Annotated in this window: 19 protein-coding genes and 1 pseudogene; 17 read left to right on the plus strand and 3 right to left on the minus strand. The window is 65.1% G+C overall.

The features are described from left to right. The first annotated feature begins 122 nt into the window (after positions 1-122). The 4 genes from map (at position 123) to KSS93_RS23525 (ending at position 5,856) form a co-directional block, all read left to right on the plus strand. Complete coding sequence (gene map / locus KSS93_RS23510; protein ID WP_217886192.1) at positions 123-905, plus strand: type I methionyl aminopeptidase; 783 nt, start codon at positions 123-125, stop codon at positions 903-905. Positions 906-932: 27 nt separating this feature from the next. Further along, positions 933-3,635 (plus strand): [protein-PII] uridylyltransferase, encoded by a 2,703-nt coding sequence (locus tag KSS93_RS23515; protein ID WP_217886193.1) that lies wholly within the window; start codon positions 933-935, stop codon positions 3,633-3,635. 30 nt (positions 3,636-3,665) lie between these two features. Beyond that, positions 3,666-4,862: a succinyldiaminopimelate transaminase gene (gene dapC / locus KSS93_RS23520; RefSeq protein ID WP_217886194.1), complete on the plus strand. Its 1,197-nt coding sequence runs from the start codon at positions 3,666-3,668 to the stop codon at positions 4,860-4,862. Between the two features lie 247 nt (positions 4,863-5,109). Further along, positions 5,110-5,856, plus strand: coding sequence for a zinc metalloprotease (locus KSS93_RS23525; RefSeq protein WP_217886195.1), 747 nt, complete (start codon positions 5,110-5,112; stop codon positions 5,854-5,856). A gap of 7 nt (positions 5,857-5,863) precedes the next feature. Here KSS93_RS23525 and KSS93_RS23530 read toward each other — a convergent pair whose 3' ends face one another. Then, positions 5,864-7,510 (minus strand): Na+/H+ antiporter, encoded by a 1,647-nt coding sequence (locus KSS93_RS23530; protein WP_217886196.1) that lies wholly within the window; start codon positions 7,508-7,510, stop codon positions 5,864-5,866. A 169-nt stretch (positions 7,511-7,679) separates the two neighbouring features. On the opposite strand from KSS93_RS23530, the pseudogene KSS93_RS23535 reads away from it, so the two are divergent. The 5 genes and pseudogenes from KSS93_RS23535 to KSS93_RS23555 form a co-directional block, all read left to right on the plus strand. Then, positions 7,680-7,787: pseudogene (locus tag KSS93_RS23535) on the plus strand (helix-turn-helix transcriptional regulator); the annotation flags it as partial. Between the two features lie 144 nt (positions 7,788-7,931). Then, on the plus strand, positions 7,932-8,279 hold the full coding sequence (locus KSS93_RS23540) for an ArsC family reductase (protein WP_217886197.1): 348 nt from the start codon (positions 7,932-7,934) through the stop codon (positions 8,277-8,279). Between the two features lie 31 nt (positions 8,280-8,310). After that, positions 8,311-9,345 carry a 2,3,4,5-tetrahydropyridine-2,6-dicarboxylate N-succinyltransferase gene (dapD, locus tag KSS93_RS23545; protein ID WP_217886198.1) on the plus strand — a complete coding sequence of 345 codons (1,035 nt, stop codon included), beginning with the start codon at positions 8,311-8,313 and terminating at the stop codon, positions 9,343-9,345. A gap of 80 nt (positions 9,346-9,425) precedes the next feature. Next, positions 9,426-10,631: a cysteine desulfurase gene (locus KSS93_RS23550; protein WP_217886199.1), complete on the plus strand. Its 1,206-nt coding sequence runs from the start codon at positions 9,426-9,428 to the stop codon at positions 10,629-10,631. Continuing rightward, positions 10,628-11,032 (plus strand): SufE family protein, encoded by a 405-nt coding sequence (locus tag KSS93_RS23555; protein WP_217886200.1) that lies wholly within the window; start codon positions 10,628-10,630, stop codon positions 11,030-11,032. The genes KSS93_RS23550 and KSS93_RS23555 overlap by 4 nt, the downstream gene beginning before the upstream one ends. Positions 11,033-11,153: 121 nt before the next feature. On the opposite strand, the gene tcdA is transcribed toward KSS93_RS23555, so the two are convergent. Then, positions 11,154-11,963: a tRNA cyclic N6-threonylcarbamoyladenosine(37) synthase TcdA gene (tcdA, locus tag KSS93_RS23560; RefSeq protein ID WP_217886201.1), complete on the minus strand. Its 810-nt coding sequence runs from the start codon at positions 11,961-11,963 to the stop codon at positions 11,154-11,156. A gap of 243 nt (positions 11,964-12,206) precedes the next feature. Here tcdA and KSS93_RS23565 point away from each other — a divergent pair, with 243 nt between their 5' ends. The 4 genes from KSS93_RS23565 (at position 12,207) to KSS93_RS23580 (ending at position 17,291) form a co-directional block, all read left to right on the plus strand. Next, a complete protein-coding gene (locus KSS93_RS23565) occupies positions 12,207-14,798 on the plus strand; it encodes a glycosyltransferase (protein WP_217886202.1) in 2,592 nt (863 codons plus the stop codon). Between the two features lie 135 nt (positions 14,799-14,933). Further along, positions 14,934-16,085, plus strand: a complete 1,152-nt coding sequence (gene dapE, locus KSS93_RS23570; RefSeq protein WP_217886203.1) for a succinyl-diaminopimelate desuccinylase — start codon at positions 14,934-14,936, stop codon at positions 16,083-16,085. Then, a complete protein-coding gene (locus KSS93_RS23575; protein ID WP_217886204.1) occupies positions 16,085-16,897 on the plus strand; it encodes a putative RNA methyltransferase in 813 nt (270 codons plus the stop codon). The genes dapE and KSS93_RS23575 overlap by 1 nt, the downstream gene beginning before the upstream one ends. A 16-nt stretch (positions 16,898-16,913) precedes the next feature. After that, positions 16,914-17,291 carry a hypothetical protein gene (locus tag KSS93_RS23580; protein WP_217886205.1) on the plus strand — a complete coding sequence of 126 codons (378 nt, stop codon included), beginning with the start codon at positions 16,914-16,916 and terminating at the stop codon, positions 17,289-17,291. 136 nt (positions 17,292-17,427) lie between these two features. Here KSS93_RS23580 and KSS93_RS23585 read toward each other — a convergent pair whose 3' ends face one another. Continuing rightward, on the minus strand, positions 17,428-17,637 hold the full coding sequence (locus KSS93_RS23585) for a cold-shock protein (RefSeq protein ID WP_217886206.1): 210 nt from the start codon (positions 17,635-17,637) through the stop codon (positions 17,428-17,430). A 230-nt stretch (positions 17,638-17,867) separates the two neighbouring features. On the opposite strand from KSS93_RS23585, the gene plsB reads away from it, so the two are divergent. The 4 genes from plsB (at position 17,868) to KSS93_RS23605 (ending at position 22,398) form a co-directional block, all read left to right on the plus strand. Further along, positions 17,868-20,354, plus strand: a complete 2,487-nt coding sequence (gene plsB, locus KSS93_RS23590; RefSeq protein WP_217886207.1) for a glycerol-3-phosphate 1-O-acyltransferase PlsB — start codon at positions 17,868-17,870, stop codon at positions 20,352-20,354. A 132-nt stretch (positions 20,355-20,486) separates the two neighbouring features. Further along, a complete protein-coding gene (locus tag KSS93_RS23595; protein ID WP_217886208.1) occupies positions 20,487-21,209 on the plus strand; it encodes a hypothetical protein in 723 nt (240 codons plus the stop codon). Between the two features lie 73 nt (positions 21,210-21,282). Further along, positions 21,283-21,681, plus strand: coding sequence for a YbaY family lipoprotein (locus KSS93_RS23600; protein ID WP_217886209.1), 399 nt, complete (start codon positions 21,283-21,285; stop codon positions 21,679-21,681). 27 nt (positions 21,682-21,708) lie between these two features. Then, complete coding sequence (locus KSS93_RS23605) at positions 21,709-22,398, plus strand: DUF4197 domain-containing protein (RefSeq protein ID WP_217839989.1); 690 nt, start codon at positions 21,709-21,711, stop codon at positions 22,396-22,398. Positions 22,399-22,432 lie beyond the last annotated feature (34 nt).

Genomic DNA, 22,432 nt, shown 5'->3' on the forward strand with positions numbered 1-22,432 from the left:
CAGAATGCCCTCAATAGACCACCGGATCCGCAGGTTTATCCCGCCAGATCGGCGCCATGCTCTGGTAGAATCCGGCCTTTCCCGTTCGTTCGCGCCGTACGCGGCGCCGTAGAGAGCCTGTAATGACCGTCACCATCAAGACTGCAGAAGACATCGAGCAGATGCGCATCGCCGGCCGCCTGGCCGCCGAAGTACTGGAAATGATCGAAGAGCACGTCAAGCCCGGTGTCACCACCGAAGAGCTCGACCGCCTGTGCCACGACTACATCGTCAACGTCCAGCAGGCGATCCCGGCGCCCCTCAACTACAAGGGCTACCCGAAGTCGATCTGCACCTCGATCAACCATGTGGTCTGCCACGGCATCCCCAACGACAAACCGCTCAAGGACGGTGACACGCTGAACATCGACGTCACCGTGATCAAGAACGGCTACCACGGCGATACCAGCCGCATGTTCCACGTCGGCACTGTGCCGGTCTGGGCCGAGCGCCTGTCGAAAGTCACCCAGGAGTGCATGTACAAGGCCATCGAGCTGGTCAAGCCGGGCTGCCGCCTGGGCGATATCGGCGAAGTGATCCAGAAGCACGCCGAGAAGAACGGTTTCTCGGTGGTGCGCGAGTTCTGCGGCCATGGCATCGGCAAGGTGTTCCACGAAGAACCGCAAATTCTCCACTATGGCCGCGCCGGCACCGGCATGGAGCTCAAAGAGGGCATGACCTTCACCATCGAGCCGATGATCAACCAGGGCAAGGCCGACACCAAGGTGCTGGGCGACGGCTGGACCGCCATCACCAAGGACCGCAAGCTCTCGGCGCAGTGGGAACACACTTTGGTGGTGACCGCCACCGGCTACGAGATCTTCACCCTGCGCAAGGACGACACCATCCCGCGCACCTCGGCCTGACCCTCATACAGACAGGAACGCGACTCGATGCCCCAGGTGGATCCCGAGCTGTTCGACCGCGGCCAGTTCCAGGCGGAACTGGCCCTCAAGGCGAGCCCCATCGCCGCCTTCAAGAAGGCCATCCGCCTGGCCGGCGAGGTGCTCGACAAGCGCTTTCGCGAGGGCCGCGAGATCCGCCGGCTGATCGAGGACCGCGCCTGGTTCGTCGACAATATCCTGCAACAGGCCTGGAACCAGTTCGACTGGGGCGACCCGGACGGTATCGCCCTGGTGGCGGTGGGGGGCTACGGGCGCGGCGAACTGCACCCCTGGTCGGACATCGACCTGCTGATCTTGCTGGGCGCCGCCGAACACGAGCAGTACCGCGAGGCCATCGAGCGCTTTCTCACCCTGTTGTGGGACATTGGCCTGGAAGTGGGCCAGAGCGTGCGCACGGTCGACGAATGCGCCGAGCAGGCCCGGGCCGACTTGACCATCATCACCAACCTGATGGAAAGCCGCACCGTCGCCGGCCCCGAATCCCTGCGCCAGCGCATGCTCGAGGTCACCAGCACCGAGCACATGTGGCCCAGCCGCGAATTCTTCCTGGCCAAGCGCGCCGAGCTCAAGGCCCGCCACCACAAGTACAACGATACCGAGTACAACCTCGAACCCAACGTCAAGGGCTCGCCGGGCGGGCTGCGCGACATCCAGACGGTGTTGTGGGTGGCCCGCCGCCAATACGGTACGTTGAACCTGCACGCCCTGGCCGGCGAAGGCTTTTTGCTGGAAAGCGAAAACGAGCTGCTGGCCTCCTCCCAGGCGTTTTTGTGGAAGGTGCGCTACGCCCTGCACATGCTTGCCGGGCGCGCCGAAGACCGACTGCTGTTCGACCACCAGCGCAGCATCGCCGCGCTGCTGGGCTACAGCGACGACAACCCCAAGCGCGCCATCGAACAGTTCATGCAGCAGTACTACCGGGTGGTGATGAGCATCAGCCAGCTGTGCGACCTGATCATCCAGCACTTCGAGGAGGTCATCCTCGCCGATGACGACAGCGGCACCACGCAGCCCTTGAATGCGCGCTTTCGCCTGCACGACGGCTATATAGAAGCCGTAAGCCAGAACGTATTCCGCCGCACACCGTTCGCCATGCTGGAGATCTTCGTGCTGATGGCCCAGCACCCCGAGATCAAGGGCGTGCGTGCCGACACCGTGCGCCTGCTGCGCGAACACCGCCACCTGATCGACGACAAGTTCCGCAGCGACATCCGCAACACCAGCCTGTTCATCGAGCTGTTCAAGTGCGAGATCGGCATCCACCGCAACCTGCGGCGGATGAACCGCTACGGCATCCTCGGCCGCTACCTGCCGGAGTTCGGCCTGATCGTCGGGCAGATGCAGCACGACCTGTTCCACATCTATACGGTCGATGCCCACACCCTCAACCTGATCAAGCACCTGCGCAAGCTGCAGTACACCCCGGTGTCGGAGAAATTCCCGCTGGCCAGCAAGCTCATGGGCCGCCTGCCCAAGCCCGAGCTGATCTACCTCGCCGGGCTGTACCACGACATCGGCAAGGGCCGCCAGGGCGACCACAGCGAGCTCGGCGCCGTAGACGCCCAGGCGTTCTGCGAGCGCCACCAGTTACCGGCCTGGGACAGCCGGCTGATCGTCTGGCTGGTGCAGAACCACCTGGTGATGTCCACCACCGCCCAGCGCAAGGACCTTTCCGACCCGCAGGTGATCAACGACTTCGCCCTGCATGTGGGCGACGAGACGCGCCTGGACTACCTCTATGTGCTGACCGTAGCCGACATCAACGCCACCAACCCCAGCCTGTGGAACTCCTGGCGCGCCAGCCTGCTGCGCCAGCTGTACACCGAGACCAAGCGCGCACTACGCCGCGGCCTTGAAAACCCGCTGGACCGCGAGGAGCAGATCCGCCAGACGCAAAGCGCCGCGCTGGACATCCTGGTGCGCGAAGGCATCGACCCGGACGATGTCGAGCAGCTGTGGTCGCAACTGGGCGATGACTACTTCCTCAAGCACAACGCCGCCGATGTGGCCTGGCACACCGACGCCATCCTGCAGCAACCGGCCGACGGCGGGCCTCTGGTGCTGATCAAGGAAACCACCCAGCGCGAGTTCGAGGGCGGCACGCAGATCTTCATCTACGCCCCCGACCAGCACGACTTCTTTGCCGTGACCGTGGCGGCGATGTCGCAGCTCAACCTGAACATCCACGACGCCCGCATCATCACCTCGAGCAGCCAGTTCACCCTCGACACCTACATAGTGCTCGACAACGACGGCGGCTCGATCGGCGACAACCCGCAGCGGGTCAAGCAGATCCGCGACGGCCTCACCGAAGCGCTGCGCAACCCCGAGGACTACCCGACCATCATCCAGCGCCGGGTACCGCGCCAGCTCAAGCACTTCAACTTCGCCCCGCAGGTGACCATCCTCAACGACGCCCAGCGCCCGGTGACCATCCTCGAGATCACCGCCCCCGACCGCCCCGGCCTGCTGGCGCGCATCGGGCGGATTTTCCTGGAGTTCGACCTGTCGCTGCAGAACGCCAAGATCGCCACCCTGGGCGAGCGGGTGGAAGACGTGTTCTTCATCACCGACGCCGACAACCAGCCGCTGTCCGACCCGCAGCTGTGCAGCCGCCTGCAGGAGGCCATCGTGCAGCAGCTGCAAGCCGGCCAGGCCAGCGACGCCAGCCCGACCCGCGTGACCTTTTAACGATTAGACGATTAACGAGACCTTGCGCCGATGAACCACGCCCTGACCCAGCTTCAGCCCTACCCGTTCGAGAAACTGCGCGCCCTGCTGGGCACTGTGAAGCCTGCGGCAGACAAACGCGCCATCGCCCTGTCGATCGGTGAGCCGAAGCACGAATCGCCAGCCTTCGTCGCCAAAGCCATGGCCGACAACCTCGACAAGCTGGCGGTCTACCCCAGCACCCTGGGCCTTGCGGCCCTGCGCCAGGCCATCGGCCAGTGGTGCGAACGGCGCTTCAACGTCCCCGCCGGCTGGCTCGACGCCGAGCGCCATATCCTGCCGGTCAACGGCACCCGTGAAGCGCTGTTCGCCTTCACCCAGGCCGTGGTCAACCGCGCCGATGACGGCCTGGTGGTCAGCCCCAACCCGTTCTACCAGATCTACGAAGGCGCAGCGCTTTTGGCCGGCGCGACCCCGCACTACCTGCCATGCCTGGAAGACAACGGTTTCAACCCCGACTTCGACGCCGTGCCGGCCGAAGTCTGGAAGCGCTGCCAGATCCTGTTCCTGTGCTCCCCGGGCAACCCCACCGGTGCCCTGGTGCCGATGGACACCCTGAAAAAGCTGATCGCCCTGGCGGACCAGTACGACTTCGTGATCGCCGCCGACGAGTGCTACAGCGAGCTGTACTTCGACGAAGGCGCCCCGCCACCTGGCCTGCTGAGCGCCTGCGCCGAGCTTGGCCGCAGCGATTTTGCGCGCTGCGTGGTGTTCCACAGCCTGTCCAAGCGTTCCAACCTGCCGGGCCTGCGCTCGGGCTTCGTCGCCGGTGATGCCGGCATCATCAAGCCGTTTTTGCTGTACCGCACCTACCACGGTTGCGCCATGCCGGTGCAGACGCAACTGGCCAGCGTCGCCGCCTGGAACGACGAAGCCCACGTGCGCGAGAACCGCGACCAGTACCGTGCCAAGTACGACGCGGTGCTGCGCATTCTGCAACCGGTGATGGACGTGCAGCGCCCCGACGGCAGCTTCTACCTGTGGGCCAAGGTGCCGGGCTGCGATGCCGATTTCACCCGTGACCTGTTCGAGGCCGAGCATGTGACCGTGGTGCCGGGCTCGTACCTGTCCCGTGAGGTGGATGGCGTGAACCCGGGGGCCGGGCGTGTGCGCATGGCGCTGGTGGCACCGTTGGCCGAGTGCATCGAGGCGGCCGAGCGGATTCGCACGTTCCTGCAAAGCCGCTGACCCGCGCCAAAGAGTCCAGCAACTGTCTTGTTCAATTTCCAAAATCTAGCGCGCCCCCTGTAGGAGCCGGCTCCTACAGGGGGCGCGAAGCCCGAACCAAGCGCCGTACCTGTGGGAGCCAACCGTCCAGCGCAACCCTATGCCACCTGGTCCGGCCACCCGGCCGAGCCAGAGTTGCATATAGATACCGCATGCCGCCACACCGCCTGGCGCAACCTGTGCCCTCCTTGATATGGAGGCAAGCTGCATGCACGATCCACTGCTGGAAAGAACCGTCCACGAACTGCGCCAGGCCATGCAAAGCAAGGCTCGCGCCACCCCCAACCGCAGCAAGCGCTCCGTCGGCCTGCCCGAGGCCTTCTGGCCCAACGCAAAAACGCTGCGGGTCTCGTTTCTGGGTACGCCCGACCCTGCACTGCGCCAACGCATCTTCGACATTGGCCAGCAGTGGCTGGCATACGCCAACCTGAGCTTCCTGTTGCTCGATAACGACCAGCCTGAAGCAGACATCGTCATCCGTACCGACGCCCCGCAGCATCTGAACCAGAGCGATTACGGCAGATACCGCAGCGACCCTGCCGGCGAGACCATGACACTTGGGGTAAAGCCGAGTGATCCGGACTTCACCGCCAAAGTGCTGCACGAGTTCGGCCATGCGCTGGGGCTTTACCACGAACACCAGCACCCTGACGCGGCCATTCGCTGGGACTACGAAGGGCTGCGCAACCACATTTCAGCGCGATTCACCGACGCACAGCGCTGCGCGCCAGGCTTCGACGACACCCTGGCGCGGCTGATCAGGCAAAATTATGAGCCCATGACCTACCAGCCGAGGATCACCTTGCGCTACGACAGCCGATCGATCATGCATTACCCGGTCAACCGGTCGCATGCATTCAGCGAACACTCAACGACCTGGAACCAAACGCTGAGCGCAAAAGACAAGCAGTTCGTCGGCATGATCTACCCAGGGCGATACGCGGTCGACAACTGAGCGCGACCTACCGGACCTGCCCCAGGTTCGCCTCGCTCATATCCAGCTCCCCCAGCACCTGGCGCACCACTTCATCGCCCACCAGGTGCTGGCGGTGCAAGTTGTATAGTTCCAGCCGCTGCGCCCGCAGCGCACGCAAGCGCAAGCGCCGCTCGAGCAGGTCCATCTGCTCGGCCAGCGCCCGCGCCTCGGCGGTGTCGTTATAGCTATCCAGTTCATCGCGGTACTCGGCCATCAACCGCGCCTTGAGTTCGGTTGCCATGGCTGCCTGCGCCGCATCCTGGGGCGCACTGGCGTCGACCACCTCCTCGGCTTCCAGCGCATGGATCGCGGCCTCCGCCGTACGCCGCCAGGCCTCCTGCACTTCCTGATGCAAGCGCTCGTCCGGGCTCTTGGTGATCCCGCGCAACAAGATCGGCAGCGCAATGCAGGCACTGATCAACGACAGCAGAATCACCCCCGCAGCGATGAAAATCAGCAGGTCACGCTCGGGGAACGCCTGGCCCGCGCCGATCAACAGCGGCACCGACATCACACCGGCCAAGGTCACCGCCCCGCGCACACCGCCCAAGGTCAGCAACCAGCACGAGCGCGCCGTCGGCATCAGCACCAGCGCTGGCTTGCCCCGCCAACGCCGCACCACGCCGATCGAACGCCAGATGCTCTGCACCCAGATGAACCGCAGCAAAATCAACGCAGCGAAGATCGCCATCACGTCCAGGCAGCGATACGCCAAGGTCGGCCACACCGTCGCCTCGTGGCTGACCACTGCCTTGATGATGTCCGGCAGTTGCAGGCCCAGCAGCAAGAAGATCAGCCCGTTGAAGGCAAATTCGAGCAGCGACCAGACACTGCGGTTGAGCAGGCGCGTGCTGGTCTGCCGGGGCAGCAGGTCAAGCCAGCTCTGCATCATGCCGGCGGCCACAGCAGACAAGATGCCCGAGACGCCCAGGCGCTCGGCCAGCACATAAGCGGCGAACGGCAGCAACAGCATGAACACCACATGGGTGGCGGGGTCGTCCCAGCCACGGGCGATCATCCAGGCGCGCAGGCGGCCGATCAGCCAGCTCAGGGCCACGCCCACCGCCAGCCCGCCCAGGGCCACCAGCACGAAGCTCAGGCTGGCGTCGGTCAGCGAGAACACCCCGGTAATGGCCGCGGCCAGGGCGAACTTGAAGGTCACCAGGCCCGAGGCATCGTTCATCAGCGCCTCGCCCTGCAGCATGTGCATCAGCGGCGTGGGCAGGCGGTCCTGGGTGATGGCCGACACCGCCACGGCGTCGGTGGGCGACAACACCGCAGCCAGGGCGAAGGCCACCGGCAGCGGGATGCTCGGCAACAGCCAGTGGATGAAGTAGCCCGCCCCCACCACGGTGAACAGCACCAGCCCCACCGCCAACGCCACCACCGGCCCGCGAATGCGCCACAGCTCGCGCTTGGGGATGCGCCAGCCGTCGGCGAACAGCAGCGGCGGCAGGAACAGGAACAGGAACAACTCAGGGTCCAGGGCCACATGCAAGCCCAGGGTCGGCCAGGCGAGCAAGGCACCGGCGGCAATCTGCACCAGCGGCAAGGGCAGCGGGATCATCCGTCCGACCAATTTCGACAGGCTGACCAGCGTCAGCAGGATGAGGACGGTGTAGGCGGACTGCATCCGTGAGGCTTCCTTTGTAAATCAAGAACGACAACAGGGGCGAGACATCGCCATTGAAACAATATGTTAGCGGCGCACTGTGAATGTGGGCCGCTGCACCATAGTCGCAGGTGGCGGGTAAATATGTAACATGATGATACTCACTGACTTTTACCATACTGCTCACGCGCGTATGTCCATCTGCCTGGACACCACCCCCGAGTTCTGGCTCAACCTGCAAAGCGCCTTCGACCTGCGCACCGCCGAACAGCAACATGGCGATGAGATCATCGGCTCTGCGACGCCTGGTCGCCTGAGCCAGCCTTCATGCAATGAACATGGGCGCCATGGGCGTGGCGCCGCGAGGATGCTTCCCGCATAATCCCGCGACTGACATTCGGATACGGAGAAATTGGGGCAGCCTGTGGCCTCAATGCACACAATGACCTACACGCTCTACGGCATCAAAGCCTGCGACACCATGAAAAAGGCGCGTACCTGGCTCGAAGACAAGGCCATCGCCTACGATTTTCACGACTACAAGGTTCAAGGCATCGACCGTGACAGCCTGAACCGCTGGTGCAGCGAACACGGCTGGGAAACCATCCTCAACCGTGCCGGCACTACCTTCCGCAAGCTCGACGACGTCAGCAAGGCCGACCTCGACCAGGCCAAGGCCGTCGAACTGATGCTGGCCCAGCCATCCATGATCAAGCGCCCGGTGCTCGAGCTTGGCGAGCGCACCCTGGTGGGCTTCAAGCCCGACCTGTACGCCGCCGCCCTGGCCTGAGCCCCCACCCTATTTCGTACGAGGTAATCACATGTCCAATACCCTGTTCAGCCTGGCCTTCGGCGTCGGCACCCAGAACCGCCAGGGCGCCTGGCTGGAAGTCTTCTACGCGCAGCCCGTGCTCAACCCTTCGCCTGAGCTGGTCGCCGCCGTTGCGCCGATCCTCGGCTATGAGGCCGGCAACCAGGCCATCGCCTTCAGCAACGCCCAGGCAGCCCAGCTGGCCGTAGCCCTGAAGGACGTCGATGCCGCCCAGGCCGCACTGCTGACCCGCCTGGCAGAAAGCCACAAGCCGCTGGTCGCCACCGTGCTGGCCGAAGACGCAGCGCTGGCCTCCACCCCCGAGGCCTACCTGAAGCTGCACCTGCTGTCGCACCGCCTGGTCAAACCGCACGGCGTATCGCTGGCCGGTATCTTCCCGCTGCTGCCGAACGTGGCCTGGACCAACCAGGGCGCCGTCGACCTGGCCGAGCTGGCCGAGCTGCAACTGGAAGCGCGCCTTAAGGGCGAGCTGCTGGAAGTGTTCTCGGTGGACAAGTTCCCGAAGATGACCGACTACGTGGTACCGGCCGGCGTGCGTATCGCCGACACCGCCCGTGTGCGCCTGGGCGCCTACATCGGCGAAGGCACCACCATCATGCACGAAGGCTTCGTCAACTTTAACGCCGGCACCGAAGGCCCGGGCATGATCGAAGGCCGCGTCTCCGCTGGCGTATTCGTCGGCAAGGGCTCGGACCTGGGCGGCGGCTGCTCGACCATGGGCACCCTGTCCGGTGGCGGCAACATCGTCATCAAGGTCGGCGAAGGCTGCCTGATCGGCGCGAACGCCGGTATCGGCATCCCGCTGGGTGACCGCAACACCGTCGAGGCCGGCCTGTACATCACCGCCGGCACCAAGGTGAACCTGCTGGATGAGAACAACCAGCTGGTCAAAGTGGTCAAGGCTCGCGACCTGGCCGGCCAGACCGACCTGCTGTTCCGCCGCAACTCGCTGAACGGCGCGGTGGAGTGCAAAACCCACAAGTCGGCCATCGAGCTGAACGAGGCGCTGCACGCCCACAACTGAGAACCTGCCGGTTTGAAGTGTTAACATCGGGTCTGGCGCTCAAGCGTCAGACCCGATTTTCATTCCAGGCCTTTGCGACCATGTTCCAGCCCTCCCCCTGGCGTGCCGATTTCCCCGCCATCGCCGCCCTGCAACGGCAGCACCAGACTTACCTGGACAGCGCCGCCACCGCCCAGAAGCCCCAGGCCCTGATTGATGCGCTAAGCCACTACTACGGCCATGGCGCAGCCAACGTGCACCGTGCCCAGCACCTGCCCGGCGCCCTGGCCACCCAGGCCTTCGAGGGGACCCGCGACAAGATCGCCGCCTGGCTCAACGCCGCCGAATCGCGGCAAATCGTCTTCACCCACGGCGCCACCTCGGCACTGAACCTGCTGGCATACGGCCTGGAACACCGCTTCGAGGCGGGTGATGAAATCGCCATCAGCGCCCTGGAGCACCACGCCAACCTGCTGCCCTGGCAGCAACTGGCGCAGCGGCGCAACCTGAAGCTGGTGGTACTGCCGCTCAACGAGCGCGGTTGCATCGACCTCGACCAAGCCTTGCAACTGATCGGCCCGCGCACCCGCCTGCTGGCGCTCAGCCAGCTGTCCAACGTGCTCGGCACCTGGCAGCCGCTGGCGCCGCTGCTGAACCATGCCCGCGCCCAGGGCGCATTGACCGTGGTCGATGGCGCACAGGGGGTGGTCCATGGCCGGCATGACGTGCAGCAACTGGGCTGCGATTTCTATGTGTTCTCCAGCCACAAGTTGTACGGCCCGGATGGGGTCGGCGTGCTCTATGGGCAGCCACAGGCGCTGGCGCTGCTGCGCCACTGGCAATTCGGCGGCGAGATGGTGCAACTGGCCGACTACCAGGGCGCAAGCTTTCGCCCCGCGCCGTTGGGGTTAGAAGCCGGTACGCCACCGATTGCCGGTGTGATCGGCCTGGGGGCGACCCTGGACTACCTGGCCAGCCTCGACGCCGATGCCGTGCACAAGCACGAAACCAGCCTGCACCAGTTGCTGCTACGCGGCCTGGCCGATCGCGAAGGCATCCGTGTACTGGGGGCACCCGATACTGCGCTGGCCAGCTTCGTCATCGAAGGGGTGCATAACGCCGACATCGCCCACCTGCTGACCGAGCAGGGTATTGCCGTGCGCGCCGGGCATCACTGCGCCATGCCGCTGCTCAAGGGCCTGGGGCTGGAGGGGGCGATCCGCGTGTCGTTAGGCTTGTACAGCGACAGCGATGACCTGCAACGCTTCTTCGATGCCCTCGACCAGGGCCTGGAGCTGTTGCGGTGAGCCTGTCAGCAGATGCCAGCCAGGCGCTGGAAAGCTTCCAGCAGGCACGGGGCTGGGAACAGCGTGCGCGCCTTCTGATGCAGTGGGGCGAGCGGCTGGAGCCGCTGGATGAGCGCGACAAGAGCGAAGCCAACCGAGTGCACGGCTGCGAGAGCCTGGTGTGGCTGGTAGCCGAACAGCTCGAGGGCCAGTGGCGCTTCAAGGCGGCCAGTGATGCAAGGCTGCTGCGAGGGTTGCTGGCGCTGTTGCTGGTACGGGTGCAGGGATTGGCCAATGAGGAGTTGGCCGGGCTGGACCTGGGCGCATGGTTCACCCAGTTGGGGCTGGAACGCCAGCTATCGCCGTCGCGTGCCAACGGGCTGCATGCGGTGTTGCAGCGCATGGCCGATCTACAGCACTAAGAGCATCTGCTGTAGGAGATCACCCAGCCCTTTCGGGCTGCGCTGTCGCGCAGAGAACAGAATTCGTAAGGGCGCCACATACCCTGTGGGAGCGGGCTTGCCCGCGAAGATGCCAGCGCCGTTATTCTGCCTTGATCCGCTCCGAAGGCCGACGCGCCCCGGCCACCAACTTCTCGATCGCCTTGCTCGCCGCAACCATGCCAAAGGTCGCAGTCACCATCATCACCGCACCAAACCCGCCGGCGCAGTCCAGGCGTACGCCTTCACCGACGAAGCTCTTCTGCAGGCAAACGCTGCCATCGCCCTTGGGGTAGCGCAGTTGCTCGCTGGAGAACACGCACGGCACGCCATAGTTGCGGCTGGTGTTGCGCGAGAAGTTGTAGTCCCGGCGCAAGGTGGAGCGTACCCGTGAGGCCAGCGGGTCGTTGAAGGTCTTGTTGAGGTCGCCGACCTGGATCTGCGTCGGGTCGATCTGCCCGCCTGCACCACCGGTGGTGACGATGGCGATCTTGCGCCGCCGGCACCAGGCAATCAGTGCCGCCTTGGCCATCACGCTGTCGATGCAGTCGATCACGCAGTCCATCTGCTCGGTGATGTACTCGGCCATGCTGTCACGGGTGACGAAGTCGGCCACCGCGTGCACGGTAATAGCCGGGTTGATCGCCCGCAGGCGCTCGGCCATCACCTCGACCTTGGCCCGCCCCACCTGGCCTTCCAGGGCATGGGCCTGGCGGTTGGTGTTGCTGACACAGACATCGTCCAGGTCGAACAGGCTGATCTCGCCCACGCCGCTGCGCGCCAGGGCCTCGGCCACCCACGAGCCGACCCCGCCGATACCGACCACCCCCACATGGGCCCGGCCCAGGCGTTGCAGGCCCTCGTCGCCGTACAGCCGGGCAACGCCGGCAAAGCGTGGATCTTCTGTGCTCATGCTGCCACCTTGGAAAAAACCGGCGCGCATTATAGGGCAATCAGCCCGATCCAGGGCTGCCGTTGGCCACTCGGCCACCAAGCCTGCTTTAATGTCCTACACATAAAAAAGATCTGGACGACAACCGAGCGGGTTCAGAACTTCCTCCCGTGTGCCAAATCCAATGCCCTGCCTTACCGGGCAGTGCAGGCTTTGCACGGCCATAGGCCCCGCCCGCTCCCCTCTTCGGAACCTCGCACACCTATGTCATCACGCAAGTTCGGCCTCAACCTGGTGGTGGTCCTGGCCATCGCCGCGCTGTTCACCGGGTTCTGGGCGCTCATCAACCGCCCGGTGTCCGCCCCCGCCTGGCCGGAGCAGATCTCCGGGTTCTCGTACTCGCCGTTTCGCCTTGGCGAAAGCCCGCAAAAGGGCCAGTACCCTACCCCGGACGAGATGCGCCAGGACCTGGAACAGCTGAACAAGCTCACCGACAACATCCGTATCTACACCGTCGAGGGCACCCAGGCAGAGATCCCGCAACTGGCCGAAGAGCTGGGCATGCGCGTCACCCTGGGTATCTGGATCAGCACCGACATTGAGCGCAACGAGCGCGAGATCGAAAAAGCCATTGGCCTGGCCAACACCTCGCGCAGCGTGGTGCGGGTGGTGGTGGGCAACGAAGCGCTGTTTCGCGAAGAGGTGACCCCCGAGCAACTGATCGGCTACCTCGACCGGGTACGTGCGGCGGTAAAAGTGCCGGTGACCACCAGCGAGCAGTGGCACATCTGGAAGGAACACCCGGAGCTTGCCAAGCACGTCGACCTGATCGCTGCGCACATTCTGCCCTACTGGGAGTTCGTGCCGATGAAGGACTCGGTGCAGTTCGTGCTGGACCGTGCCCGCGACCTGCGCAAGCAGTTCCCTCGCAAGCCGCTGCTGCTGTCGGAGGTCGGCTGGCCAAGCAACGGCCGCATGCGCGGCGGTGCCGACGCCACCCAGGCCGACCAGGCCATCTACCTGCGCACCCTGGTCAACACCCTCAACCGGCGCGGCTACAACTACTTCGTCATCGAGGCCTACGACCAGCCGTGGAAGGCCAGCGACGAAGGCTCGGTAGGCGCCTACTGGGGCGTGTACAACGCCGAGCGCCAGCAGAAATTCAACTTCGAGGGGCCGGTGGTCGCCATCCCGCAGTGGCGCGCCCTGGCGGTGGCCTCGGTGGTACTGGCGATGATCGCCCTGATGGTGCTGTTCATCGACGGCTCGGCCCTGCGCCAGCGCGGGCGCACCTTCCTCACCTTCATTACCTTCCTGTGCGGGTCGGTGCTGGTGTGGATCGCCTACGACTACAGCCAGCAATACAGCACCTGGTTCAGCCTGACCGTGGGCGTGTTGCTGGCCCTTGGCGCGCTGGGGGTGTTCATCGTGCTGCTGACCGAAGCCCACGAGCTGGCCGAGGCGGTGTGGATACACAAGCGCCGGCGCGAGTTCCTGCCGGTGCAGGCGGACAGCGCCTACCGCCCGAAGGTCTCGGTGCATGTACCCTGCTACAACGAGCCGCCGGAGATGGTCAAACAGACCCTCGATGCGCTCGCCGCGCTGGACTACCCCGACTACGAAGTGCTGGTGATCGACAACAACACCAAGGACCCGGCGGTGTGGGAACCGCTCAAGGCCCACTGCGAAAAACTCGGGCCGCGCTTCAAGTTCTTCCATGTCGCGCCACTGGCCGGCTTCAAGGGTGGCGCGCTGAACTACCTGCTGCCGCACACCGCCAAGGACGCCGAGGTGATTGCGGTGATCGACTCGGACTACTGCGTTGACCGCAACTGGCTCAAGCACATGGTGCCGCACTTCGCCGACCCGAAGATCGCCGTGGTGCAATCGCCGCAGGATTACCGCGACCAGCACGAGAGCGCCTTCAAGAAGCTTTGCTACAGCGAGTACAAGGGCTTCTTCCACATCGGCATGGTCACCCGCAACGACCGTGACGCGATCATCCAGCACGGCACCATGACCATGACCCGGCGCACCGTGCTCGAAGAGCTGGGTTGGGCCGAGTGGTGCATCTGCGAGGACGCCGAGCTTGGCTTGCGGGTGTTCGAAAAGGGCCTGTCGGCGGCCTACGCCCACAACAGCTACGGCAAGGGCCTGATGCCCGACACCTTCATCGACTTCAAGAAGCAGCGCTTCCGCTGGGCCTACGGCGCCATCCAGATCATCAAGCACCACGCCGGCGCCCTGCTGCGCGGCAAGGGCAGCGAGCTGACCCGTGGCCAGCGCTACCACTTTTTGGCCGGCTGGCTGCCGTGGATTGCCGATGGCATGAACATCTTCTTCACCGTCGGCGCGCTGTTGTGGTCGGCGGCGATGATCATCGTGCCGCACCGGGTCGACCCGCCGCTGATGATGTTCGCCATCCCGCCACTGGCGCTGTTCTTCTTCAAGGTCGGCAAGATCGTGTTCCTCTACCGCCGCGCCGTGGGGGTCAACCTCAAGGACGCCTTCGCCGCCGCCCTGGCGGGCCTGGCACTGTCGCACACCATCGCCAAGGCGGTGCTGTACGGCTTCTTCACCAGCAGCATGCCGTTCTTCCGCACGCCGAAGAACGCCGACAGCCATGGGCTGCTGGTGGCGATTTCGGAAGCCCGCGAAGAGCTGTTCATCATGTTGCTGCTGTGGGGCGCGGCACTGGGTATCTACCTGGTGCAGGGGTTACCGAGTTCGGACATGCGCTTCTGGGTGGCGATGCTGCTGGTGCAGTCGTTGCCGTACCTGGCAGCGCTGGTGATGGCGCTGCTGTCGTCGCTGCCCAAGCCGGCTGAAAAAGCCGCTGAAGCACAAGCCGTTTGAGACCCGTGGGAGCGGGCTTGCCGCGCGATCGATTCGCGGGGCAAGCCCGCTCCCACGAAGCAGCCCGTGCCCGCTGAAATCATTTGATATAAGATAACGCCCCTCAGTTTTCCCCGCCTTGCCCCGGAGTTCCCCATGACGGCCCCCGCCGAGCTTTCGCCTACCCTGCAACTGGCCTGCGACCTGATCCGCCGCCCATCGGTCACCCCGGTCGACGCCGATTGCCAGGCCCAGATGATGAACCGACTGGGCGCGGTCGGCTTCCAGCTCGAGCCGCTGCGCTTCGAGGACGTTGACAACTTCTGGGCCACCCATGGCAACGGCGACGGCCCGGTGCTGTGCTTTGCCGGCCACACCGACGTGGTGCCCACCGGCCCGGTGCAGCAGTGGCAGCACGAGCCGTTCGATGCGCTGATCGACGCCGATGGCATGCTTTGCGGGCGTGGTGCTGCCGACATGAAAGGCAGCCTGGCCTCGATGGTGGTGGCCAGCGAACGCTTCGTGCAGGACTACCCCAACCACCGCGGCAAGGTCGCCTTCCTGATCACCAGCGACGAAGAAGGCCCGGCGCACCACGGCACCAAGGCTGTGGTCGAACTGCTCAAAGCGCGCAACGAGCGCCTGGACTGGTGCATCGTCGGCGAACCGTCGAGCACCACCCTGCTGGGTGATGTGGTCAAGAACGGCCGCCGTGGCTCGCTGGGTGCCAGGCTGACCGTGCGCGGCAAGCAAGGCCACGTGGCCTACCCGCACCTGGCGCGCAACCCGATCCACCTGGCCGCACCGGCCCTGGCGGAGCTGGCCGCCGAGCATTGGGACGAAGGCAATGCGTTCTTCCCGCCCACCAGCTTCCAGATCTCCAACCTGAACTCCGGCACCGGCGCCACCAACGTGGTACCAGGCGAGTTGACCGCGCTGTTCAACTTCCGTTTCTCCACCGAGTCCACCGTCGAAGGCCTGCAGCAGCGCGTCGCGGCGATCCTCGACAAGCATGGGCTTGAGTGGAGCATCGACTGGGCGCTGTCGGGCCTGCCGTTCCTCACCGAGCCGGGCGACTTGCTCGATGCGGTGTCCTCGAGCATCCACGCGGTCACTGGCCGCACCACCCAACCGTCCACCAGCGGCGGCACCTCGGACGGGCGCTTCATCGCCACCATGGGCACGCAGGTGGTCGAACTGGGCCCGGTCAACGCCACCATCCACCAGGTGGACGAGCGCATCCTGGCCAGCGACCTCGACCTGCTGACCGAGATCTACTACCAGACCCTGGTGCGGTTGCTCGCCTGATGCTCGCCTGCCCTCTCTGCCAGGCGCCGCTGGCGCAGCTCGACAACGGCGTGGCCTGCCCGGCCGGCCACCGTTTCGACCGCGCCCGCCAGGGTTACCTGAACCTGCTGCCGGTGCAGCACAAGAACAGCCGCGACCCGGGCGACAACCAGGCCATGGTCGAAGCCCGCCGCGACTTCCTCGACGCCGGCCACTACGCCCCGGTGGCCCGCCGCCTGGCGGCGCTGGCCGCCGAGCGCGCGCCCGGCGCCTGGCTGGACATCGGCTGCGGCGAAGGCTATTACACCGCGCAGATCGCCCAGGCCTTGCCGGCGGCCGACGGCTATGCCCTGGACATCTCCCGCGAAGCAGTCAAGCGCGCCTGCCGCCGCGCGCCGGAAGTGACCTGGATGGTCGCCAGCATGGCCCGCGTGCCCATGACGGACGCCAGCTGCGGCTTCATCGCCAGCGTGTTCAGCCCGCTGGACTGGGCCGAGGCCCGGCGCCTGCTGGCGCCCGGCGGCGGCCTGATGCGGGTGGGTCCTACCAGCGGCCACCTGATGGAGCTGCGCGAGGTGCTCTACGATGAAGTGCGCCCCTACGCCGACGACAAGCACCTGGCCCTGGTGCCCGCAGGCATGGCCCATGCCCACAGCGAAATCCTCGAGTTCCGCCTGAGCCTGGCCGACGCCAAGGCCCGCGCCGACCTGCTGGCCATGACGCCCCACGGCTGGCGCGCCAGCGCCGAGAAGCGTGCCCGGGTGATTGAGCAGCCCGAGCCGTTCGAGGTCACGGTTTCCATGCGTTATGACTATTTTGTGCGCCAAGACTGAGCACACCGGAGCCCCTATGCGCCAACCCGATATCGAGATTTACCTGAAGGACGCCGACGTCGATCACAAGCAGATCGCCGACTGGCTGGCCCAAGCCCTGGGCCCATGCAGCGAATGGAAGCAAAAAGGCCAGACCTTCAAGTGCACGGCCGGTAACATTCCGGTCACCTGGTTACCGAAGGCTGTAGGGAAATGGAACAGCCTGTACCTGGAAAGCGACCAGACCCCGTGGGCCGACGATATCGCCTGCGCCCGCGCAGCGTTTGCCGCACTCAACGTCGAAGTACGCTGCGCGCCGGGTGGCTGGGCTGAAGAAGATGGTGAAGAAGATGCCGACCGTTGGGTACGCATCAGCGCCGACGGTGAAGAGGAAATCACCTGGCGTACACAGTAACGCACTGATTCAACATAGCCCCTGTGGGAGCGGGTTCACCCGCGAAGCATGCGACGCGGTGCATGGCACCGGCTGCGCCGGTGTTCGCGGGTAAACCCGCTCCTACAGGGGTAGCGGCGCGCTTGAGAGGCGCCGATCAGAGACCGACGACGTCTTCGGCCTGCAGGCCTTTCTGGCCCTGCACCAGCGCATATTCAACCTGTTGCCCTTCGACCAGGGTGCGATGCCCCTCACCGCGAATCGCCCGATAGTGGACGAATACATCCGCACCACCGTCGCGCTGAATGAAGCCATAACCCTTGGCATCGTTGAACCACTTCACATTCCCAGCCTCACGAGACGACATCTGAACTACTCCGGTTTTTTATTTTGAAGATCGCCTTGCCGGCATGGGCTCACAGCCCGCACCGTCGCGGCTTGCCCAATTAGCAAGCAAGCGCCAGGCCGAGTATATGGCAGCGATTAAAAAAATTTCATGACCAGGCGTACTTTTGCCGATTTTTGCTGAACTTACGCAGATACGGCAGACTAATGCCTTGGAAAATCACCGAACATAACATCCAGGGCACCAACCCCATGACCCGTTCTCCCCTGCGCCGCCTGATCTTCGGCGCCCTGCGTCGCGTGCTGTACCTGTGGGTGCGCTCCGAAACCATCAACCAGTCCTCGCTGCCCCTCAAGCTCGACCGCAGCCGCCCGGTGTTCTACGCCCTGCCCTCGCCTTCGCTCACCGACCTGGCGGTGATCGACCACGAATGCACCAAAGCAGGGCTGCCGCGCCCGGTACTGTCGGTGGCGGTGGGCCCGCTGCAGGAGCCGGCGGCGTTCTTCTACCTCACCCCCGACCCCGACTGGCTCGGCCGCCACGACAAACGCGGCGCCCCTCCCACCCTGGAACGCCTGGTGGCGGCGATCACCCAGCATGCCGAAGAAGACGCGCAGATCATCCCGGTCAGCGTGTTCTGGGGGCAGACCCCGGCCAGTGAATCGAGCCCGTGGAAGCTGTTGTTCGCCGACAGCTGGGCGGTCACCGGGCGCCTGCGCCGCTTGCTCAGCATCCTGATTCTCGGGCGCAAGACCCGGGTGCAGTTCTCCGCGCCCATCCACCTGCGCGAACTGGTCGATCACAACAAAGGCCACGAGCGCACCGTGCGCATGGCCCAGCGCGTCATGCGGGTGCACTTTCGCAACCTCAAGACCGCGGTCATCGGCCCGGATATTTCGCACCGACGCAACCTGGTCAAGGGCCTGGTGCACGACCCGCTGGTGCGCCAGGCCATCAGCGACGAAGCCGAGCGCGAGAAGATCCCCTACGCCAAGGCCGAGGCCAAGGCGCTGCACTACGGCAACGAGATCGCCTCGGACTACACCTACACCGCCATCCGCTTCCTCGAAGTGGTGCTGAGTTGGTTCTGGAACAAGATCTACGACGGCATCAAGGTCAACCATATCGAGCAGGTGCAGGGCATCGCCCCGGGGCACGAGGTGATCTACGTGCCCTGCCACCGCAGCCATATCGACTACCTGCTGCTGTCGTACCTGTTGTTCCGCAACGGCCTGACCCCGCCGCACATCGCCGCCGGCATCAACCTCAACATGCCGGTGATCGGCGGCCTGCTGCGCCGCGGCGGGGCGTTCTTCATGCGCCGCACCTTCAAGGGCAACCCGCTGTACACCGCGATGTTCAACGAATACCTGCACACCCTGTTCACCAAGGGGTTCCCTGTGGAGTACTTCGTCGAGGGCGGCCGCTCGCGCACCGGGCGCATGCTGCAGCCGCGCCCGGGCATGCTGGCGATCACCCTGCGCAGCTTCCTGCGCTCATCGCGCACACCCATCGTTTTCGTGCCGGTGTACATCGGCTACGAGCGGGTGCTCGAAGGCCGCACTTACCTGGGCGAACTGCGCGGGGCGAGCAAGAAGAAAGAGTCGATCTTCGACATCTTCAAGGTCATCGGCGCGCTGAAGCAGCGCTTTGGCCAGGTGTACGTGAACTTCGGCGAGCCGATTCGCCTCGCCGGTTTTCTCGACCAGCAGCAACCTGGCTGGCGCGAGCAGGACCTGGCCCCGCAGTACCGCCCGGCCTGGCTCAACGACACCACCACCCGCCTGGGCGAGACCGTGGCCCGCCACCTCAACGGCGCGGCGGCGGTCAACCCGGTCAACCTGGTGGCCTTGGCGCTGCTGTCCACCAGCCGCCTGGCCCTGGACGAGCGCGCCCTGACCCGGGTGCTCGACCTGTACCTGGCGCTGCTGCGCCAGGTGCCGTATTCGGCGCACACCACCCTGCCCGAAGGCGACGGCCAGGCGCTGATCAAGCACGTGCTAGGCATGAACCTGCTGGCCGAGCAGAAGGACGCGCTGGGGCGCATCCTGTACCTGGACGAAGCCAATGCGGTGCTGATGACCTACTACCGCAACAACGTCCTGCACATCTTCGCCCTGCCGGCGCTGCTGGCGAGCTTCTTCCAGAGCAGTTCGCGCATGAGCCGCGAGCTGGTCGGCCAGTACGTCCAGGCGCTGTACCCCTACCTGCAGTCCGAGCTGTTCCTGCGCTGGGAGCCCGAGCAACTGGACGAGGTCATCGACCAGTGGCTGGCCGCGCTGGTGGAGCAAGGCCTGCTGCGCTTCGAGAACGGCGTGTACCTGCGCCCGGCACCCAGCTCGCAGCAGTTCGTGCTGCTGACCCTGCTGGCGCGCACCATCACCCAGACCCTGCAACGTTTCTACATGGCCACCTCGCTGTTGCTCAACAGCGGCCAGCACACGCTGAATGCCGAAGAGCTGGAGGAGCTGTGCGTGATGATGGCCCAGCGCCTGTCGATTCTGCATGGGCTCAACGCCCCGGAGTTTTTCGACAAGACCCTGTTCCGCCACTTCATCCAGACCCTGCTGCGCGAAGGGGTGCTCAGGCCGGATGCCAACGGCAAGCTGGGGCATCACGACAAGCTTGGCGAACTGGCCGAGGGCGTGGCCAAGCGCGTGCTGTCGGCCGAACTGCGCCTGTCGATCCGCCAGGTGGCGCTGCACCGCGACGAACCGCAGGACGCCGCGATCGTCTAATTCATCGGCCCACGCAGGGTGCTGGCTGCGTGGGCCAGAGTTCCGTCTGCCTGGCCGCTGCTGCGGCTTTTACAGTCGGCGGGCGGGCGTCAAGGCAATCTCGCCAGACTCAGGCGCCCACAGGAGTCACCCATGCCTCACGCCAACATCGTCGAGATCTTCGGCAGCGTCACTTCACCTGACCATCTGCCCACCACCGACGGTCCTGTACGCCTGCTGATAACTGCAAAGGCCGTTTCCGCGTCGTCCCAGCGGCTCATAGCCTATTGCAGTTGCCAGCTAACCGGCTCACCCATGCCGTTCAACTTGCGCGTGGATCGCTCGACGCTTGCCGAGGGCGAAACGCTGACCCTTCAGGCCGGTTGCGGCACCGCACCGGGCGAGGACTCGCAGGTCGTCCGTACCCGCCTGCCAGTGCCGCTCGACGGCCAGCGGCGGATCGGACCGCTGACGCTGCAGCTCGAACCGGTAACCGACAGCCCGCAAACCGATGCTCTGAAGATGCCGATCGAACCTGTGGTCATCTCGCTCAGCCTGTCGGTCGTGATTCCCGAGGCACTGGTGAAGGCCGACACCCATCTGGACGTCACCTTGTTGCGGGTCCAGCAGGACGGCCAAAGCAATCGCGTCAGCAGCAACATCGCCGGGGCCTCGATGCAGCACGGTGGCAATGGCTCGCCTTTCACGCTGTATCTGGATGCCAACGTGCTGACCGAAAATGACCGCCTCAAACTGCACGTGGCGCAGTACAACCAGGAACGGAGCAAAGCACTTGCCGGGTATGTGGTGCGCGACCTGGGCCCGAACGACCTGCGCGACTTCGGCGAAGTCATCCTGCGAGCCCCGCGCCAGTGACCACCTGCCCGTGAAAATCCGCTAGAGTTCCTGGGGTTGGCCACAAGCCAGCCCCCGGTACCACGGAGATTCCATGAAAAAACTCTTCACCCTGTGCTGCGCCACCCTGCTCGCAGCCTGTTCCAGCCACAACCCTGCGCCCCACGCCAGCCTCGACGGCGAAGTCTTCTACCTGCAGCGCAGCGCCCTGCCGCCGGCCGCCACCTTGAGCGTGAGCCTGCAGGATGTGTCGCTGATGGATGCCCCGGCGGTGACCCTGGCCAGCCAGGCCGGCCCGGTCAAAGGCAACGTGCCGCTGCCGTTCCACCTGACTTACGACCCCGCCCAGGTCAAGCCCGGCCACCGCTACGCGGTGAGCGCGCGCATCGAGCTGGACGGCAAGCTACTGTTCATCACTACCGAACACCACGGCGTGACCCTCGACGGCAACGACCCGCAGCCGCTGCGGATCAAGGTCGACCCGGTACGCTGAGCCCACCCTCGTCATAAGGAAATCCCCATGCTTCGCACTTCCCTGCGCTTCACCACCCTGTGCGCCGGCCTGCTGCTGTCGGCCAGCGCCCTGGCCCTGTCGCTCAGCGACCTGTCGCAAGGCGACGCCTCCGCCGGCCTGAAAGACGCCCTGACCCAGGGCGCCCAGGTTGCCGTCAAGCAACTGAGCACCCCGGGCGGCTTCAACAACAACCCCGATGTGCGCATCGAACTGCCGGGCAACCTGGGCAAGGCCGCCAAGGCGATGAAGATGTTCGGCAAGGGGGACCAGGTCGACGCCCTGGAAAACAGCATGAACAAGGCCGCCGAAGCTGCCGTGCCACAGGCCCAGGCGATTCTGGTGGATGCGGTGAAGAAAATGACCGTAACCGACGCCAAGGGCATCTTGAGCGGCGGCGACGACTCGGCCACCCAGTACCTGAACAAGAGCAGCCGCGAGCAGATCCGCGCCAAGTTCCTGCCGATCGTCAAGCAGGCTACCGACCAGGTCGGCCTGGCCAAGCAGTACAACAACTTCGCCGGGCAAGCCGCAGGCCTGGGCGTGATCGACGCCAAGAGCGCCAATATCGAAAGCTACGTGACCGAAAAAGCCCTGGACGGGCTGTTCGAGATGATCGCCAAGCAGGAAGAGACCATTCGCAAGAACCCGGCGCAGGCCGCCACCAGCCTTGCCAAGAAGGTCTTCGGCGCGCTGTGAGGCCATGCCGAACCTGTAGGCGCCGACTTGCCGG

It is taken from the genome of Pseudomonas xanthosomatis (assembly GCF_019139835.1).
GTDB lineage: Bacteria > Pseudomonadota > Gammaproteobacteria > Pseudomonadales > Pseudomonadaceae > Aquipseudomonas > Aquipseudomonas fakonensis.

Coding starts and splice junctions, on each gene's coding strand:
- map (WP_217886192.1), top strand. CDS start 123: ATGACCGTCACCATCAAGACTGCAGAAGACATCGAGCAGATGCGCATC.
- KSS93_RS23515 (WP_217886193.1), top strand. CDS start 933: ATGCCCCAGGTGGATCCCGAGCTGTTCGACCGCGGCCAGTTCCAGGCG.
- dapC (WP_217886194.1), top strand. CDS start 3,666: ATGAACCACGCCCTGACCCAGCTTCAGCCCTACCCGTTCGAGAAACTG.
- KSS93_RS23525 (WP_217886195.1), top strand. CDS start 5,110: ATGCACGATCCACTGCTGGAAAGAACCGTCCACGAACTGCGCCAGGCC.
- KSS93_RS23530 (WP_217886196.1), bottom strand. CDS start 7,510: ATGCAGTCCGCCTACACCGTCCTCATCCTGCTGACGCTGGTCAGCCTG.
- KSS93_RS23540 (WP_217886197.1), top strand. CDS start 7,932: ATGACCTACACGCTCTACGGCATCAAAGCCTGCGACACCATGAAAAAG.
- dapD (WP_217886198.1), top strand. CDS start 8,311: ATGTCCAATACCCTGTTCAGCCTGGCCTTCGGCGTCGGCACCCAGAAC.
- KSS93_RS23550 (WP_217886199.1), top strand. CDS start 9,426: ATGTTCCAGCCCTCCCCCTGGCGTGCCGATTTCCCCGCCATCGCCGCC.
- tcdA (WP_217886201.1), bottom strand. CDS start 11,963: ATGAGCACAGAAGATCCACGCTTTGCCGGCGTTGCCCGGCTGTACGGC.
- KSS93_RS23565 (WP_217886202.1), top strand. CDS start 12,207: ATGTCATCACGCAAGTTCGGCCTCAACCTGGTGGTGGTCCTGGCCATC.
- dapE (WP_217886203.1), top strand. CDS start 14,934: ATGACGGCCCCCGCCGAGCTTTCGCCTACCCTGCAACTGGCCTGCGAC.
- KSS93_RS23575 (WP_217886204.1), top strand. CDS start 16,085: ATGCTCGCCTGCCCTCTCTGCCAGGCGCCGCTGGCGCAGCTCGACAAC.
- KSS93_RS23580 (WP_217886205.1), top strand. CDS start 16,914: ATGCGCCAACCCGATATCGAGATTTACCTGAAGGACGCCGACGTCGAT.
- KSS93_RS23585 (WP_217886206.1), bottom strand. CDS start 17,637: ATGTCGTCTCGTGAGGCTGGGAATGTGAAGTGGTTCAACGATGCCAAG.
- plsB (WP_217886207.1), top strand. CDS start 17,868: ATGACCCGTTCTCCCCTGCGCCGCCTGATCTTCGGCGCCCTGCGTCGC.
- KSS93_RS23595 (WP_217886208.1), top strand. CDS start 20,487: ATGCCTCACGCCAACATCGTCGAGATCTTCGGCAGCGTCACTTCACCT.
- KSS93_RS23600 (WP_217886209.1), top strand. CDS start 21,283: ATGAAAAAACTCTTCACCCTGTGCTGCGCCACCCTGCTCGCAGCCTGT.
- KSS93_RS23605 (WP_217839989.1), top strand. CDS start 21,709: ATGCTTCGCACTTCCCTGCGCTTCACCACCCTGTGCGCCGGCCTGCTG.